This is a genomic window from Nonomuraea rosea (assembly GCF_039539705.1).
Classification (GTDB): domain Bacteria; phylum Actinomycetota; class Actinomycetes; order Streptosporangiales; family Streptosporangiaceae; genus Nonomuraea; species Nonomuraea rosea.
On the sequence record NZ_BAABDQ010000048.1, the window covers coordinates 1 to 13,334 of the forward strand.

The following is a 13,334-nucleotide window of genomic DNA, read 5'->3' on the forward strand; positions in this document are numbered from 1 at the left end:
CTGGCCCGGCACCATGTCGCCGCGCAGGATGGCGGCCCGAAGGCCGTCCACCGCGATCGCCTTGCCGTGCTTGCCCGCCTTCAGCTGGCCATCCGCGGCCACCAACATCGCCTGCCTCAAGAAAACAGCACCTTCGATTACTCCACAAGAGTATGCCATCAATCGTGCTAGCACATATGCAAACAGAATCGTTGACGATTTTGCCAACACCCCGTTACGGTGGCCGCACCGGTGACCCACACCCACCGGTGAGATCACTTCAGGGGAGATCATGATGCGAAACCTCATGTTGGTCGGCACCGCTGTCACCCGGCCTGACGCGGTCGGCTCGCTGTACAGGCTGAGGGACGGCGGCCAATGGGAGCCTGCCGACGGCATCCCGCGAGACGCCGCCGTCCAGGCCATCACCCCGCACCCGACACGCGAGGGCCTGGTCTTCGCCGCGGCGCGCAAGGGCTTGTACCGCTCGGCCGACGCCGGGGAAACCTGGGAGCAGATCCACGTGACCGACGAACAGGTCCAGTTCTGGAGCGTGGTGGTCAGCCCGCACGATCCCGACGTGCTGTTCCTCGGCACCTCGCCGGTCGGCTTCTATCGCAGCGGGGACGGCGGCCAGACGTGGGCCAAGTGTGCGGCCGAGCACCCGGAGCGGTTCGACATCTCTTTCGGCGGCTCGCGGGCGATGCGGATCGCCTTCCACCCCACCGACCCGCAGGTGCTGTACGCCGCCTCGGAGATCAACGGGTTCCTCGTCAGCGAGGACGGCGGCCGGTCCTGGCGGGGCGAGCCGGACGGCCTCCAGGCCCTGGCCAAGCTCCCGCACCTGAAGAACACCGAGCTGACCGACGACGACACCGAGGGCATGTTCGACGGCCACTCGGTCTGCACCACCCCGGCCAAGCCGGACTCGGTCTTCTACATCTGCCGCCTGGGCATCTTCGAGACCACCGACCGGGGCAAGTCGTTCCGTGACCTGGAGGTCGGGAGGTACGCGCCGTTCACCTACACGCGCGACTGCCGGGTCGTCGCCGACGACCCCAAGACGCTGTACGCATGCTTCAGCATCTCCTCGCGTAGCGAGGCCGGGGCGCTCTACCGCAGTGAGGACCTGGGCGAGAGCTGGCAGCGGGCCGACTCCGCGATCGAGGCGCGCAGCACGATCATGGGGTTCGGCGTGCACGTCACCGACCCGGCGGGCGTCGTCACGGTCACCCGGCACGGACAGGTCTTCTACACCCTGGACGGCTCTCAGACCTGGACGGAGAGACAACTTCCCGAGGACGCCGGCGACGCCTTCTGCGGCGCGATCCTCTAGGGCGCGCCATGACAGAGCGACTGAACGGCGTCATCAAGGCCCTGGAGCAGGGCGTCACCTTCACCTCGTTCATTCAGGCGGAGGTGGAGAGCGCGGTCACCTTCGCGCAGTCGGCGAACGACGGTGTCGTCTTCGAGCTGGAGCACAACCCGTGGGACATCCGCGCGCTGCGCGAGGCGATGCAGTTCCTGCTGCTGCGCGAGCGAGTCGTGCGGGGGAACCCCGTCACACCGCTGGTGCGGATCCCGCCGAGCGGCAGCGAGATGAACCTGTGGTTCGCCAAGCAGGCCCTGGACCTGGGCGCATTTGGGATCGTGTGGCCGCGGATCAGCACGCCGGAGGAGGCATACAACGCCGTCGCCGCCTGCCGGTACCCGCCGGACGGCCTGCGCGGCGACGCCCCGCTGGCCGCGGCCCGCTACTGGGGGCTGCCACAGCGGGAGTACTACAAGCGGGCCGACGTCTGGCCGCTGGCACCGGACGGCGAGCTGCTGGTCGTGCTGATGATCGAGGACCGCGCCGCGGTGAACAACCTCGAGACGATCCTCAAGGAGGTTCCCGGCATCGGGGTGCTGCTCATCGGCGAAGGCGACCTGACGCAGGAGCTGGGCTGCCCACGCGAGTACGACAACCCCGAGCTGCTGCGGCTGATGGACCACGTGCTGGAGGTCGGCAAGGCCTACAACGTCCCGGTCGGGCACCCGCACGTCAACGAGGACAACGTGGCCCGGGTCATCGAGGAGGGTTACCGGTTCCTCATGACCTATCCGCGGCGCGACTTCTCCGCGCTGGAGAAGGGCCGGGGACTGCTGTGAGGCTGTCGATCGTCCTGGGCCCCCACGGTCAGGTGCAGGACCTGCGCGATGGCACGGTCGCCGTCGAGGGCTGCGAGCTGGAGTTCGCCGACGTCAAGCGGATGCCCGACGCCTACCGTGAGATGGCTCGGCGCCAGCCGTACGACATCTGCGAGATGGCGCCGACGTCCTACCTGATGGCCAAGGCGGCGGGCGCGCCGATCACGGCGCTGCCCATCCCGATGACGCGCCGGTTCCGGCACGCGGGAGTGCGCACGCGCCCGGGCTCCGGCATCGGGCACCCCAAGGACCTGGAGGGACGGCGGGTCGGCGTGCGCGCGTACGCGGTCACGGCGGCCGTGTGGACGAGGGGGATCTACGCCGAGGAGTACGGCCTGGACCTCGGCAAGGTCACATGGCTGACCCAGGAGGAGGAGAACGTCCCCGGCACCACGCTGCCGCCGAACGTGCAGCGCGTCGAATCCCTGGCCGACCTCGCCGATCGCGGCGAGCTCGACGCCGCCTTCGCCGGGCTCGCCGGTGCGGACCTCGGCGACGAGCTGATCCCCGACGCGCGGGAGCGCGAGCGGGAGTGGTTCCAGCGGACCGGCGTCTACCCGCTGCACGGCGTGATCGTGATCCGCGAGGAGCTGTGCCACCTGGCGCAGGCGCTGTTCGAGGCGTTCACCCGCGCCAAGGAGAACTACCTGGCGCGCGCGGCCACCACCTCGGAGGACCTGCGCTACCGGGCGCTGGGCGAGCTGGTCGGCGACCCGCTGCCTTACGGGCTGAAGCAGAACGCCACCTCCCTGGCCGCGCTGGTCCGCTACGCGCACCGGCAGGGCCTCATCCCCGGCGAGCCGCCGATCGAGCGCGTCTTTCTCGAGGAGGACCGGTGAGACACCTCACGGCCATGATGGGCACGTATCCGAAGACCGAGCCGCTCAAGAGCGGCGGCCTCTCATCGCCGCACGTGAAGCTCGACTTCGCCGACGTCGACGTGGCGCAGAAGGCGTTCAAGGACGTCGTCAGGAAGTTGCGCTACGACGTCGCCGAGCTGGCGCTGATGACGTTTCTCGTGGCCTACGAGCACGGCAAGCCGTACGTGCTCCTGCCGTTCGTGATGAACGGGGGGTTTCACCACAAGAGCATCCTGTGCCGCGCCGGCTCCGGCCTGACGCCGGGGGACCTGGCCGGCCGGGCCGTCGCGATGCGCTCGTACGCGCAGACCACGCCGACATGGGTGCGCGGCATCCTGTCCGACGAGTACGGCGTGCGCGTCCAGGACGTCGGGTGGCTGGCCCAGGAAGGCGCTCACGTCGAGGAGTACCACGACCCGGCCTGGGTCAGCCGGATCGACTCCGGCCTCGGCCTGGAAGCGCTGCTGCTCGCCGGTGACGTCGACGCGATCGTCGCGGGCGGCGGCCTGTCGGGCGACCCGGGCATCCGCCCCCTCATCCCCGATCCGCAGCGGGCCGCGTCGCAATGGCACGCCCGCACCGGCGCCGTCCCCATCAACCACATGGTCGCGATCAGGAAGGAGATCGCCGAGTCCGACGGCGACGCCGTACGCGAGGTCTTCCGCCTGCTGTGCGAGATCCGCGACGACAAGCCGGCCGGGTTCGAGGAGATCCGCCCCTCCCTGGAGATGGGCATCAGGTTCGCCCACGAGCAGGGGCTCATCTCCCGGCGGTACGCGGCCGAGGAGCTGTACGGAAACGTGATCAACGTACTGGAGACATAGATGTCCTCTCTGATCAAAGGAATGGCCTACGTCCGGCTGACCGCGCCGGATCTCGGCCGCATGCAGGCGTGGCTCGAAGACTTCGGCATGGTCCCGGTCGAGCGCACCGAGACCCGGCTGTACATGCGCGGCATCGGCGACAGCCCGTTCCTGCACGTCACCGAGCTGGGCGAGCCCGGCGTCGCCAGCTTCGCCTACGAGCTCGCCGACCCCGACCTGCTGCACGCGGCCGCCAGGCTGCCGGGCGCGCAGGGCATCGACACCCTCGACGCGCCGGGTGGCGGCAAGAGGGTACGGCTGCGCGACCCGAACGGGCTGTGGATCGAGCTCGTCACCGGCAGGGAACGTGCGGATCCACTGCCCGAGCGCCCGCTCACCCGCTCGGGCGAGGCCGAGAGCCGCGTCGTGGGACCGGCGCGCGTGCGGCGCATCGCGCACACCGCCTACATGGCGCAGAACCTGTCCGAGGTCATCGACTGGTTCCACACCACGCTCGGCGTCATCCCGAGCGACGACCTCGTCCTGGACGAGGACGACCTGCTCGGCCGGTTCGCCCGCGTCGACCTCGGCGACGAGCTGGTGGACCACCACGTGATCTTCATGCTCCGCGGCAGGCGTACCGGCATGCACCACGTGTCGTTCGAGGTCGAGGGGGTGGACGACATCTTCTTCGGCTACGACCACATGCTGCTGCAGGGCGCCGACCACGTGCGGGGCATCGGCAGGCACGCGCTCGGCAGCCAGATCTTCAACTACTGGATGAGCCCGTACGAGCAGATGCACGAGCACTGGATCTCGCAGGAACGGCTGAACGCCGACAGCAAGTTCAACCGCGTCAGGATCGGCGAAGGGATGAGCTACGACACCGGCGAGCGGCCTCCTCGCCGCTTCGTCGAGCAGGCCACCCCGCTGTCAGTGGAGGTCAACGCATGATCATCGACTGTCACGGCCACTTCACGACCGTCCCCCGGACGCTGCACGAGTGGCGGGCCCGCCAGCTCGACGGTTCGAGCCCAGATCTGAACATCTCCGACGACGAGCTGCGCGAGGCGCTCCTGGCGCGCCAGCTCAAGGAGCAGCGCGAACGCGGGCTCGACCTGACCCTCTTCTCCCCTATCGCGGGGCAGATGGGGCACCATCTCGGCACCCTGGAGCAGAGCATCGCATGGTCGGAGGTCTGCAACGACCTCATCCACCGCGTCTGCACGCTCTTCCCGGACAACTTCGCCGGCGTCTGCCAGCTCCCGCAGTCGCCGGGCAAGGACCTGACGGCATCGGTGAAGGAGCTGGAGCGCTGCGTCACCGAGCTGGGGTTCGTCGGCTGCAACCTGAACCCGGACCCGTCCGGCGGCTACTGGACGGATCCGCCGATCACCGACCGAATCTACTACCCGCTCTACGAGAAGATGGCCGAGCTCGACGTGCCCGCCATGATCCACGTCAGCGGGTCGAGCAACCCCTGTTTCCATCACGTGGGCGCGCACTACCTGAACGGCGACACGACGGTGTTCATGCAGCTGCTGCTGGCGCCGCAGCTGTTCGAGGACTTCCCGACGCTGCGTTTCGTCATCCCGCACGGCGGCGGCGCCGTCCCCTATCACTGGGGCCGCTACCGGGGACTCGCCCAGGACATGGGGCTCAAGCCGCTCGACGAGGGCATCTTGCGCAACGTCTACTTCGACACCTGCGTCTATCACCAGGCGGGCATCGACCTGCTCCTGGACGTCATCCCGGCGCAGAACATCCTGTTCGGCTCGGAGATGATCGGCGCGGTCAAGGGCATCGACCCGCAGACGGGCCACCGCTACGACGACACCAAGCGCTATGTGCTGGCCAGCCCGCACCTCGACGAGCGCGTGTTCTTCACCAACCACCTGAACGTCTATCCAAGGATGAGGCAATGGATCTCGGAATAGCGGGGCGGACGGCGCTGGTCTGCGCGTCCTCGCGAGGCCTGGGCCTGGCGTGCGCGACCTCCCTCGCGCGTGAGGGCTGTCGCGTGTTCATCAACGGCCGCACCGCCGACGCCCTCTCCAAGGCCGCCGACCAGATCGAGGCCGTCGCGGGCAGGCGGCCCGACATCATCCCGGCCGACCTCGACACCCTCGCCGGGCGCGAGACGATCATCGGTGCCTGCCCCGAGCCGGACATCCTGGTCAACAACAACGCCGGGCCGGAGCCGGGGAAGATCGACGACTGGGACCGGGAGGACTGGCTGGCCGCCGTCGAGGCGAACATGCTGGCGCCGATCTTCCTCATCAAGCACTACGTGCCGGGCATGCGCGCCCGCCGCTTCGGGCGGATCGTCAACATCACCTCCGCGATGGTGAAGTCGCCGAGCGCCACGATGGGCCTGTCGGCCGCCGTCCGGGCGGGGCTGACCGCGCTCAGCAAGTCCGTGCAGCGCGACAGCGTCGTCGACAACGTGACCATCAACAACCTGCTGCCGGAGCGGTTCGACACCGACCGGCAGAAGTACATGGCCCAGCGCATCTCCCGGCGCGAGGGCATCACGCCCGAGGAGGCGAAGGCCCGCATCGCCCAGACCATCGCGGCCAAGCGGCTCGGTGAGCCGACGGAGTTCGGGGACGCGTGCGCGTTCCTGTGCAGCGCGCAGGCGAGCTACATCTCCGGGCAGAACCTGCAGCTCGACGGCGGTTCGTACACGGGGCTGGTGTAAGTCGTGAAATATCTGAGTTTCTCCGTCGACGGCCGGGACACCTTCGGGGTCGTCACCGACCGGGGCGTCGTCGACCTCGGCGGCACGTTCGCCTCGTTGAAGGACGTCCTCGTCAGCGGCGTGCAGGTGGACCAGGACCGTGCCGATCACAGCCTCGACGAGATCACCTTCCTGCCGCCGATCGCCGACCCCGTCCACATCTGGTGCCTGGCCCTCAACTACGTCGAGCACCATGACGAGGTCCAGGCCGCCGGCCGCGTGCAGGAGCTGCCCAAGCAGCCTGCCCTGTTCGCGCGCTCGCGTGACTCGCTGACCGGCCACGGGCAGCCGCTGCGCCATCCCGGCGTGAGCGAGCAGTTCGACTACGAGGGCGAGCTGGCCGTGGTCATCGGCAAGCCCGGCTTCCGTATCGGCCAGGACGCCGCCTTCGACCACATCGCGGGCTACACCATCATGAACGAGGGCAGCGTCCGCGACTGGCAGTTCCACACCCGGCAGATCACCCCGGGCAAGAACTTCTACCGCAGCGGGTCCATCGGCCCGTGGATCGTCCCGAGGGACGAGGTCGGCGACGTCGACGCCCTGCGCATCACGACCAGGCTCAACGGCCAGGTCATGCAGGACGACGTGGCCGCGAGCATGGTGCACAAGATCCCGCGCTTCATCGAGTACGTCTCATCGATCGCGCCCCTGCACACCGGGGACATCCTGGCGACGGGAACTCCCAGCGGCGTGGGGTTCTCCCGCAAGCCGCCGGTCTTCCTGCAGGTGGGCGACGTCTGTGAAGTATCCGTCGAAGGCATCGGGGTCCTTCGTAATCGCGTCCAAGGGGACTGAGCGATGCAGCAGTGGAGCCCGTTCCAGGAGCAGACCCGGCTGACGAAGAACCAGCGCACCTTGCTCGGCCTCATCGGCGTGGGCAGCATGCTGGAGTTCTGGGACGCCTATCTCATCGGGTTCATCATGTCCTTCCTCATCACGCCGTGGGGACTCACGTACGGCGTGATGGGCGTCGTCCTGCTCGCCTCCGGCGCCGGCGCCGTGCTCGGCGGCGTCTTCTGGGGGCTGGTGGCCGACCGGCTGGGCCGCAAGCCCGTCTTCGTCGTCTCGCTGCTCGTGCTCGCCGTCGCGAGCCTGGCGCTGGCGTTCACACCCGACGGCGGCTGGGTCTATATGGCGGCGCTGCGCACCGTGGTCGGATTCTGTACGGCCGGCTACTTCATCCAGATCTCCCTGGTGCACGAGTTCATGCCGCCGCGGCGGCGCGGCATGCTCACCGGCGTCGTCTCCTCCATCACCACGTGCGGTCTGCTCCTGGGCGCCTTCAGCGGCGCGTTCATCATCCCGGCCATCGGCTGGCGGTGGACCTTCGCACTCGGAGCCGTCCCCGCGCTCATCGCGCTCATCGGGGCGTTCTCCCTGCCCGAGTCGCCGAAGTGGCTCAGCCTGCGGGGCCGGGAAACGGAGGCCCGCAGGTCGATCGCCTGGGCACTGGACGTGCCGGAGTACACCGGCGCGCTGCACGTGGAGCAGCCGGCGGCAGGCGAAGGCTGGCTGGGGCTCTTCCGCTACCCCCGCAACGTGCTCACCACGACCCTCATCAACCTGGGCCTGCTGACCGGCTACTACGGGATCGTCCTGTGGGCGCCGATGCTGATGGCCCAGGTCATGCGGGTCCCGCCGGCTGACGCCTCCAAGGTGATGATCCTCTTCACCGTCCTCGGAGCCGTCTCGCGCCTGCTCGCCGCGCGCCTGGCGGACCGGATCGGCCGCAGGCGAACCGGCGGCTACCTCGCCCTGGGAGCCTGCGCCGCCACGATCCTGGCCGGGTTCGCCGGCCATGGGGATCTCCTGCCGGCCTCGCTGTTCTGGCTGCCCCTGCTGCTGGGGTTCGTCCTGGCCGACGGCAGCTTCTCGGTCTGCGCCCTATACTCGACCGAGATCTGGCCGTCGAAGGTGCGCGGCAGCGGCTCGGGCTACGCCGGGCTGGCCGGCTCGATCGGCAAGATCCTCGGCCCGGTCGGGCTCGCCGTCATCGTCGGCTCCGGCAACATCGTCACCCCCAAGGCGACAACGGACGCGGTCGTGCCCGCCTTCCTGTTCCTGGCGGCCTGCCTGCTGGTCTGCGGCCTGACGTACCTGACCATCGGCATCGAGGCGAGGGGCAAGTCACTGGAGGAGATCGACGGAGCGCTGGAGAAGCAGCCGACATGAGCACACCACGCATCGGGATGGTCCTGCCGTCCCTGAACACCATCGCCGAAGACGATTTCCGTACCTTCTGCCCCGTCCCGTACCACGTGCACCGCATCCGCCTCCGCAAGGAGGCGGGCAGGGTCACGACGGAGAGCCTCATGCGGGCCTACCTCGAAGCCACCGAGGAGGCCGAACTGGCCGCCGACATGGGCCCCGACGCGATCGTCTTCAACTGCACAGGGGCCAGCGTCGCCTTCGGCGGCGACTGCGACGCCCGCCTGGCCCGGCGTATGACGGAACGGCTCGGGATCCCGGCGACGAACACCATGGTCGCCATCAAGGCGGCCCTCGCCGCCCTGCGGGCTGAGAACATCCTGCACATCTGCCCGTTCACCGGAGAGTTCTCGCAGATCGAGCGGGAGTCGCTGATCGCCTCCGGCTTCACCGTCAAAAGCACCGTCTCCCTGGGCTTCCTCGACGCCAAGGCGGCGGCGCTGATGGAGCCCGGACAGATCGCGGAGTCCGTGCGCGGCCGGATCGACGACTCCATCGGCGCGGTGCTGCTGTCGTGCGCGAATGTGCGCGCATTCGAGGCGGCGGACGCGCTGGAGAGCGCCATCGGCCGGCCGGTGGTGACCAGCAACCAGGCCGTACTGTGGGCCGTCCTGCGGGCGGCCGGCTGGACGGGGGAGATCAGCGGAGCGGGAGGGCTCTTCCATGCCGATCGTTGACGCTCAGGTGCACGCATGGTCGAGCGGCGAATCCACCGGCCACCACCGCCGCTCCCCCATCACCCGGGACGTCCTCGATGCGGAGATGACCCGGGCGGGGGTGGACCGCGTCGTGCTCGTCCCGCCCTTGTGGGATCCGCACGGCAACGCCTACTCGGTGGAGCTGGCCCAAGCCGCGCCCGACCGGTTCGCCGTCATGGGCCTGCTGAAACCCGGAGACGACCCGGCGGCGTTGCGCGACCTGCCCGGCATGCTGGGCCTGCGCTGCCTGTTCAACACACCGGAGCGCCTCGCCCCGCTGCTGGAGGGCCGGTTCGACCGTGTCTGGCCCGTCGCGGAGGACCTGGGACTGGCCGTCGCGCTGCTGATACCGGGATCGCTGCAGCTGGTCAACGGCATCGCCGGACGACATCCTTCTCTCAAGATCATCGTGGATCACCTGGCCGTCCCCCGCGGCGCCACCGGGCCGGAGGCCTTCGAGCACCTGCCGCAGCTGCTGGCCCTGGCCGCCCATCCCAACGTCCACGTCAAGGCCGCCGGAGTGGGCGACTACGCGCTCGACCCGTATCCCTTCTCCTCGCTGGACAAGGTGCTGCGGCAGGTCTGCGACGCCTTCGGGCCCGAGCGGATCGTGTGGGCCAGCGACCTGTCACGGCTGCATCATCCGTACCGCCGGTGTGTGACCCACCTGCCAGAGGCCCTGCCATGGCTCCCGGACACCGACCTCGAACTGATCATGGGCGGCAACATCTGCCGCCTCCTCGACTGGCACTGACCCTTTCGACTGGTACTGACGCTTTCACCCCCTGCGCAACGGAGTTCTCCATGCTCAAACCCGGCAAGTGGCCCAGCTTGATCCTGCTGTTCATCTACGGCGTGGTCGCAACGTCGCTGGTGACGCAGACCGTCCCGGTCGTCGGCGACATCTCCAAGCAGTTCGGCCTGACGTCCGCCACGTCGGGATGGGTCATCTCCATCCCCTCCCTGATCACCGCGATCGCGGCCGTCTTCGGCGGATGGCTCATCGACCGGATCGGCGACAAGAAGGTCCTTCTCGCAGGGGCGGCGTTCGCCCTGGCCGGGAACATCATCGTGTTCACCGCGCAGAGCGCGACGGCCGTCTTCGCCGGCCGCCTGGTGGAGGGCGTGGGATACCTCTCCCTCACGGTCGGCGCGGTCACGATGATCATGCGGACGACGACCGGGACGCGGCGCGCGATCGCCCTCGGCTTCTGGACCGCGCACACCGCGGTGGGCATCGGCATCACGCTCACCCTCGTGGCCCCGCTCGCCGGACACGGCGAGAACTGGCGATGGGCCTTCGGCGGGCACGCGTTCGTCATGGCCGCGCTGGTCGTCGCCGCCTTCTTCCTGCCGGGCAAGACCACCGACGCGCCCGCCCGCACCCTGCGAGACATCATGACGGTGCTGAAGAGCCTGCCGCCCTACCGGGTCGCGCTGGCCTCGGGCGCGTCCGCGTTCATCCAGACGGGCATCATGACCGCCCTCACCGTCTACCTGCACAACACGTTCTCGGTGTCGATCCCGCAGGCCGCGGCCGTCGGAACCATCGCCGAGGTGTTCGTCGCCGCGGGCTGCCTGTCCGTCGGCTACCTGCTGAAGGGCGGCATGGCGGCCAAGCGGATCGCGACCGTCAGCGGCGCGGTGACGCTCATCGGCGGGATGACCCTTTACCTGCCCACCATGAACTTCCTGAGCGCGTGCGCCGCCGTGTGCGTCTTCTCACTCGGCATCGGCACCCTCAACGGGCTCATCTGGACCTTCGCCCCCGGCGCCGCGCCGAGCGCCGAGACCCTGGGCGCCACCAGCGGCCTGGTGTCCCAGGCCACCTACCTGGGCGTCCTGCTCGGGCCGCCTGCCATCTTCGCCAGCTTCTACGACGGCGGCTGGACCATCCGCATCATCCTGGTCGTGGTCATGGTCGCTCTGCAACTGATCCCACTCCCCCTGTGGCGCGCCAAGGAGCCCGTTCCCGCCACCACGGAGGCCTCCGCCTGACACGGCACTGACACACGCGCGGCGGACGACCTCCTTACCGCCTTCGACCGTGGGATAGGCGCCGTCGATCCCGAAGAGCGAGGGGACATAGACGGTGAGGAGCTGCAAGCTCGGTCGCTTACGGCCCAGAAGCGGACTCTCCGACCTGCCCGGACAGACTCGAGCCGCCGAGTCCGGCCAGCAGTTCGCGCAGCAGGTCGGCGAGCTGCTCGCGGCGTTCGGGTGCGAGATGGCCGACGAGGCGGTCCTCGGCCGCGAGCAGGTCGGCGACGACACGCTCGAGCAGGGCGTTGCCCGCGTCGGTGAGGGTGATCGCGCGCGCGTGGTAGCCCGACCCGGGGGTGGTACGTTCGACCAGCCCGGCCCTGACCGCCCGCTCCACGCGCTGAGTGATCGCGCCGCGCGTCACCATGCACGCATCGGCCAGCTCGCCCGGGCTCATCCGATACAGCGGGCCGGAGCGCCGCAGCGTGGACAGCAGATCCAGCGTCGCGACGTCCACCCCCAGGTTCGCGAGGAGACGGCGGCGCTCGTCGCCGAAGACCTTGGCCGCCCACCAGATCCGGGTGATGACCCCGATCGACTCCACCGGGACACCCGGCAGCTCGCGCCGCCAGGCGTCCTGGATGGCGTCGGCCCCGTCGCGCGGCGGCTCAGCGGCCACGTTCGGCCCCGCCGTTCACCTGGATGATCTGGGCGGTGACGTGCCCGCCGCCGGGCGAGGCTAGCCAATGCACGGTCTCAGCGATGTCCTGAGGCGCCCCAGCCCGGCCGGTGTGGGTCTGTGCGACGAGCGTCGCGCGGCGTTCGTCGTCCAGCGTGCCGCCGAAGAACTCGGTGTCCGCGATGAACCCCGGGGCGACCACGTTCACCGTGATGCCGCGTGGCCCGAGGGCGGCGGCGAGGTCGAACGCGTACGGGTGCAGGGCCGCCTTCATCGGACCGTACGAGGTGCCGCCGGAGCCCCGGAAGGCCGCGATCGAGCTGATGAACACGATCCGCCCCGACGGGTGCAACAGATCGCGAAATGCCTCGGTCGGCAGCACCGACGTCAGGACGTTGGCCCGGAAGTTGCCTGTCCACCGCTCCGTGACGCCGTCGAGCCCGCCGTGGCCTTCGACATTGCCGCCTGCGCTGTTGACCAGCACGTCGATCATGCCGAAGCGCTCGGCCAGGTCGGCGCGCACACGCTCGACCTCCGCCGGCTCGCTCAGGTCTGCCGGCAGCGCCGTGCCGCCGATCTCCTTGGCCGCCTCCTCCAGCACGTCGGCGCGGCGGCCGATGATCACCACCCGGTCCCCGTCGTCCGCGAAGCGCGCCGCCACTGCCTTGCCGATGCCGGTGCCGCCGCCACTGACCACGATCGTCCGCGTCATGCCAATCCCTCCTTGAGTTTAGGCCTAAAGTCAGCCTAGCAAAGGAACTGAAACGGTGGGATTCGGGGCAATCTTGAGTGACTCTACGTAGCGAGAAATGTGCGTCAAGTGGGTCGGCGCATGCTTGCCTCACCTCGTCTCGCCAGTTGTGAGAGCGAACCACGGTGGTGGGATCCCAGCTCAAGACGCTGGGTGCGGCGCAGCAGGGGCAACAACGGTGTTGCCCAACCTGAGGTGCCTCGATGGCCTGCCGCCAGGCATGGGGATGTTCTCTGCGTTGAAGAAGTTGCAGATGTCGATTAGCCGTACGCCCTTCTTGCGGAGCGTAACGGCTTGCAGCAGGACGTCGTCCGGGCATGCACGGGGCCGGCCACGACGGCGAGAGGGGCGGCTCACCGACGCCTCCTTGGTGAGCGCTTAAGAGGCTGAGGAGACGGGTGAAGATCGCCATGGCGGGCTCTGCCCGCCGCGTGTTGCTG

The 13,334-nt window shown here is 69.1% G+C and carries 14 protein-coding genes; 12 read left to right on the forward strand and 2 right to left on the reverse strand.

Annotation, left to right across the window (positions count from 1 at the left end):
* The first annotated feature begins 271 nt into the window (after nucleotides 1-271).
* Genes ABEA43_RS57345 through ABEA43_RS57400 form a run of 12 tightly spaced genes read left to right on the forward strand, consistent with a single transcriptional unit; the run spans nucleotide 272 to nucleotide 11,479 of the window.
* On the forward strand, nucleotides 272-1,315 hold the full coding sequence (locus ABEA43_RS57345; RefSeq protein WP_345576067.1) for a sialidase family protein: 1,044 nt from the start codon (nucleotides 272-274) through the stop codon (nucleotides 1,313-1,315).
* Between the two features lie 8 nt (nucleotides 1,316-1,323).
* A complete protein-coding gene (locus ABEA43_RS57350; RefSeq protein WP_345576070.1) occupies nucleotides 1,324-2,130 on the forward strand; it encodes an HpcH/HpaI aldolase family protein in 807 nt (268 codons plus the stop codon).
* Nucleotides 2,127-3,008 carry an ABC transporter substrate-binding protein gene (locus ABEA43_RS57355; RefSeq protein WP_345576072.1) on the forward strand — a complete coding sequence of 294 codons (882 nt, stop codon included), beginning with the start codon at nucleotides 2,127-2,129 and terminating at the stop codon, nucleotides 3,006-3,008. The genes ABEA43_RS57350 and ABEA43_RS57355 overlap by 4 nt, the downstream gene beginning before the upstream one ends.
* On the forward strand, nucleotides 3,005-3,853 hold the full coding sequence (locus tag ABEA43_RS57360) for a hypothetical protein (RefSeq protein ID WP_345576074.1): 849 nt from the start codon (nucleotides 3,005-3,007) through the stop codon (nucleotides 3,851-3,853). The genes ABEA43_RS57355 and ABEA43_RS57360 overlap by 4 nt, the downstream gene beginning before the upstream one ends.
* A complete protein-coding gene (locus ABEA43_RS57365) occupies nucleotides 3,854-4,786 on the forward strand; it encodes a VOC family protein (RefSeq protein WP_345576076.1) in 933 nt (310 codons plus the stop codon).
* On the forward strand, nucleotides 4,783-5,769 hold the full coding sequence (locus ABEA43_RS57370) for an amidohydrolase family protein (protein WP_345576078.1): 987 nt from the start codon (nucleotides 4,783-4,785) through the stop codon (nucleotides 5,767-5,769). Before ABEA43_RS57365 ends, ABEA43_RS57370 begins: the two co-directional genes overlap by 4 nt.
* A complete protein-coding gene (locus ABEA43_RS57375) occupies nucleotides 5,754-6,533 on the forward strand; it encodes an SDR family oxidoreductase (RefSeq protein WP_345576080.1) in 780 nt (259 codons plus the stop codon). Before ABEA43_RS57370 ends, ABEA43_RS57375 begins: the two co-directional genes overlap by 16 nt.
* Before the next feature lie 3 nt (nucleotides 6,534-6,536).
* Nucleotides 6,537-7,370: a fumarylacetoacetate hydrolase family protein gene (locus ABEA43_RS57380; RefSeq protein WP_345576082.1), complete on the forward strand. Its 834-nt coding sequence runs from the start codon at nucleotides 6,537-6,539 to the stop codon at nucleotides 7,368-7,370.
* A gap of 3 nt (nucleotides 7,371-7,373) precedes the next feature.
* Nucleotides 7,374-8,747, forward strand: coding sequence for an MFS transporter (locus ABEA43_RS57385; RefSeq protein WP_345576084.1), 1,374 nt, complete (start codon nucleotides 7,374-7,376; stop codon nucleotides 8,745-8,747).
* Nucleotides 8,744-9,460: a maleate cis-trans isomerase family protein gene (locus ABEA43_RS57390; protein ID WP_345576086.1), complete on the forward strand. Its 717-nt coding sequence runs from the start codon at nucleotides 8,744-8,746 to the stop codon at nucleotides 9,458-9,460. The genes ABEA43_RS57385 and ABEA43_RS57390 overlap by 4 nt, the downstream gene beginning before the upstream one ends.
* Nucleotides 9,447-10,235: an amidohydrolase family protein gene (locus tag ABEA43_RS57395; protein ID WP_345576088.1), complete on the forward strand. Its 789-nt coding sequence runs from the start codon at nucleotides 9,447-9,449 to the stop codon at nucleotides 10,233-10,235. The genes ABEA43_RS57390 and ABEA43_RS57395 overlap by 14 nt, the downstream gene beginning before the upstream one ends.
* A 50-nt stretch (nucleotides 10,236-10,285) precedes the next feature.
* Entirely contained in the window at nucleotides 10,286-11,479 is a 1,194-nt protein-coding gene (locus tag ABEA43_RS57400; protein WP_345576090.1) for an MFS transporter, read from the forward strand.
* 118 nt (nucleotides 11,480-11,597) lie between these two features.
* Here ABEA43_RS57400 and ABEA43_RS57405 read toward each other — a convergent pair whose 3' ends face one another.
* A complete protein-coding gene (locus ABEA43_RS57405; RefSeq protein WP_345576092.1) occupies nucleotides 11,598-12,143 on the reverse strand; it encodes a MarR family winged helix-turn-helix transcriptional regulator in 546 nt (181 codons plus the stop codon).
* Nucleotides 12,133-12,855 carry an SDR family NAD(P)-dependent oxidoreductase gene (locus ABEA43_RS57410; RefSeq protein ID WP_345576095.1) on the reverse strand — a complete coding sequence of 241 codons (723 nt, stop codon included), beginning with the start codon at nucleotides 12,853-12,855 and terminating at the stop codon, nucleotides 12,133-12,135. The genes ABEA43_RS57405 and ABEA43_RS57410 overlap by 11 nt, the downstream gene beginning before the upstream one ends.
* Nucleotides 12,856-13,334 lie beyond the last annotated feature (479 nt).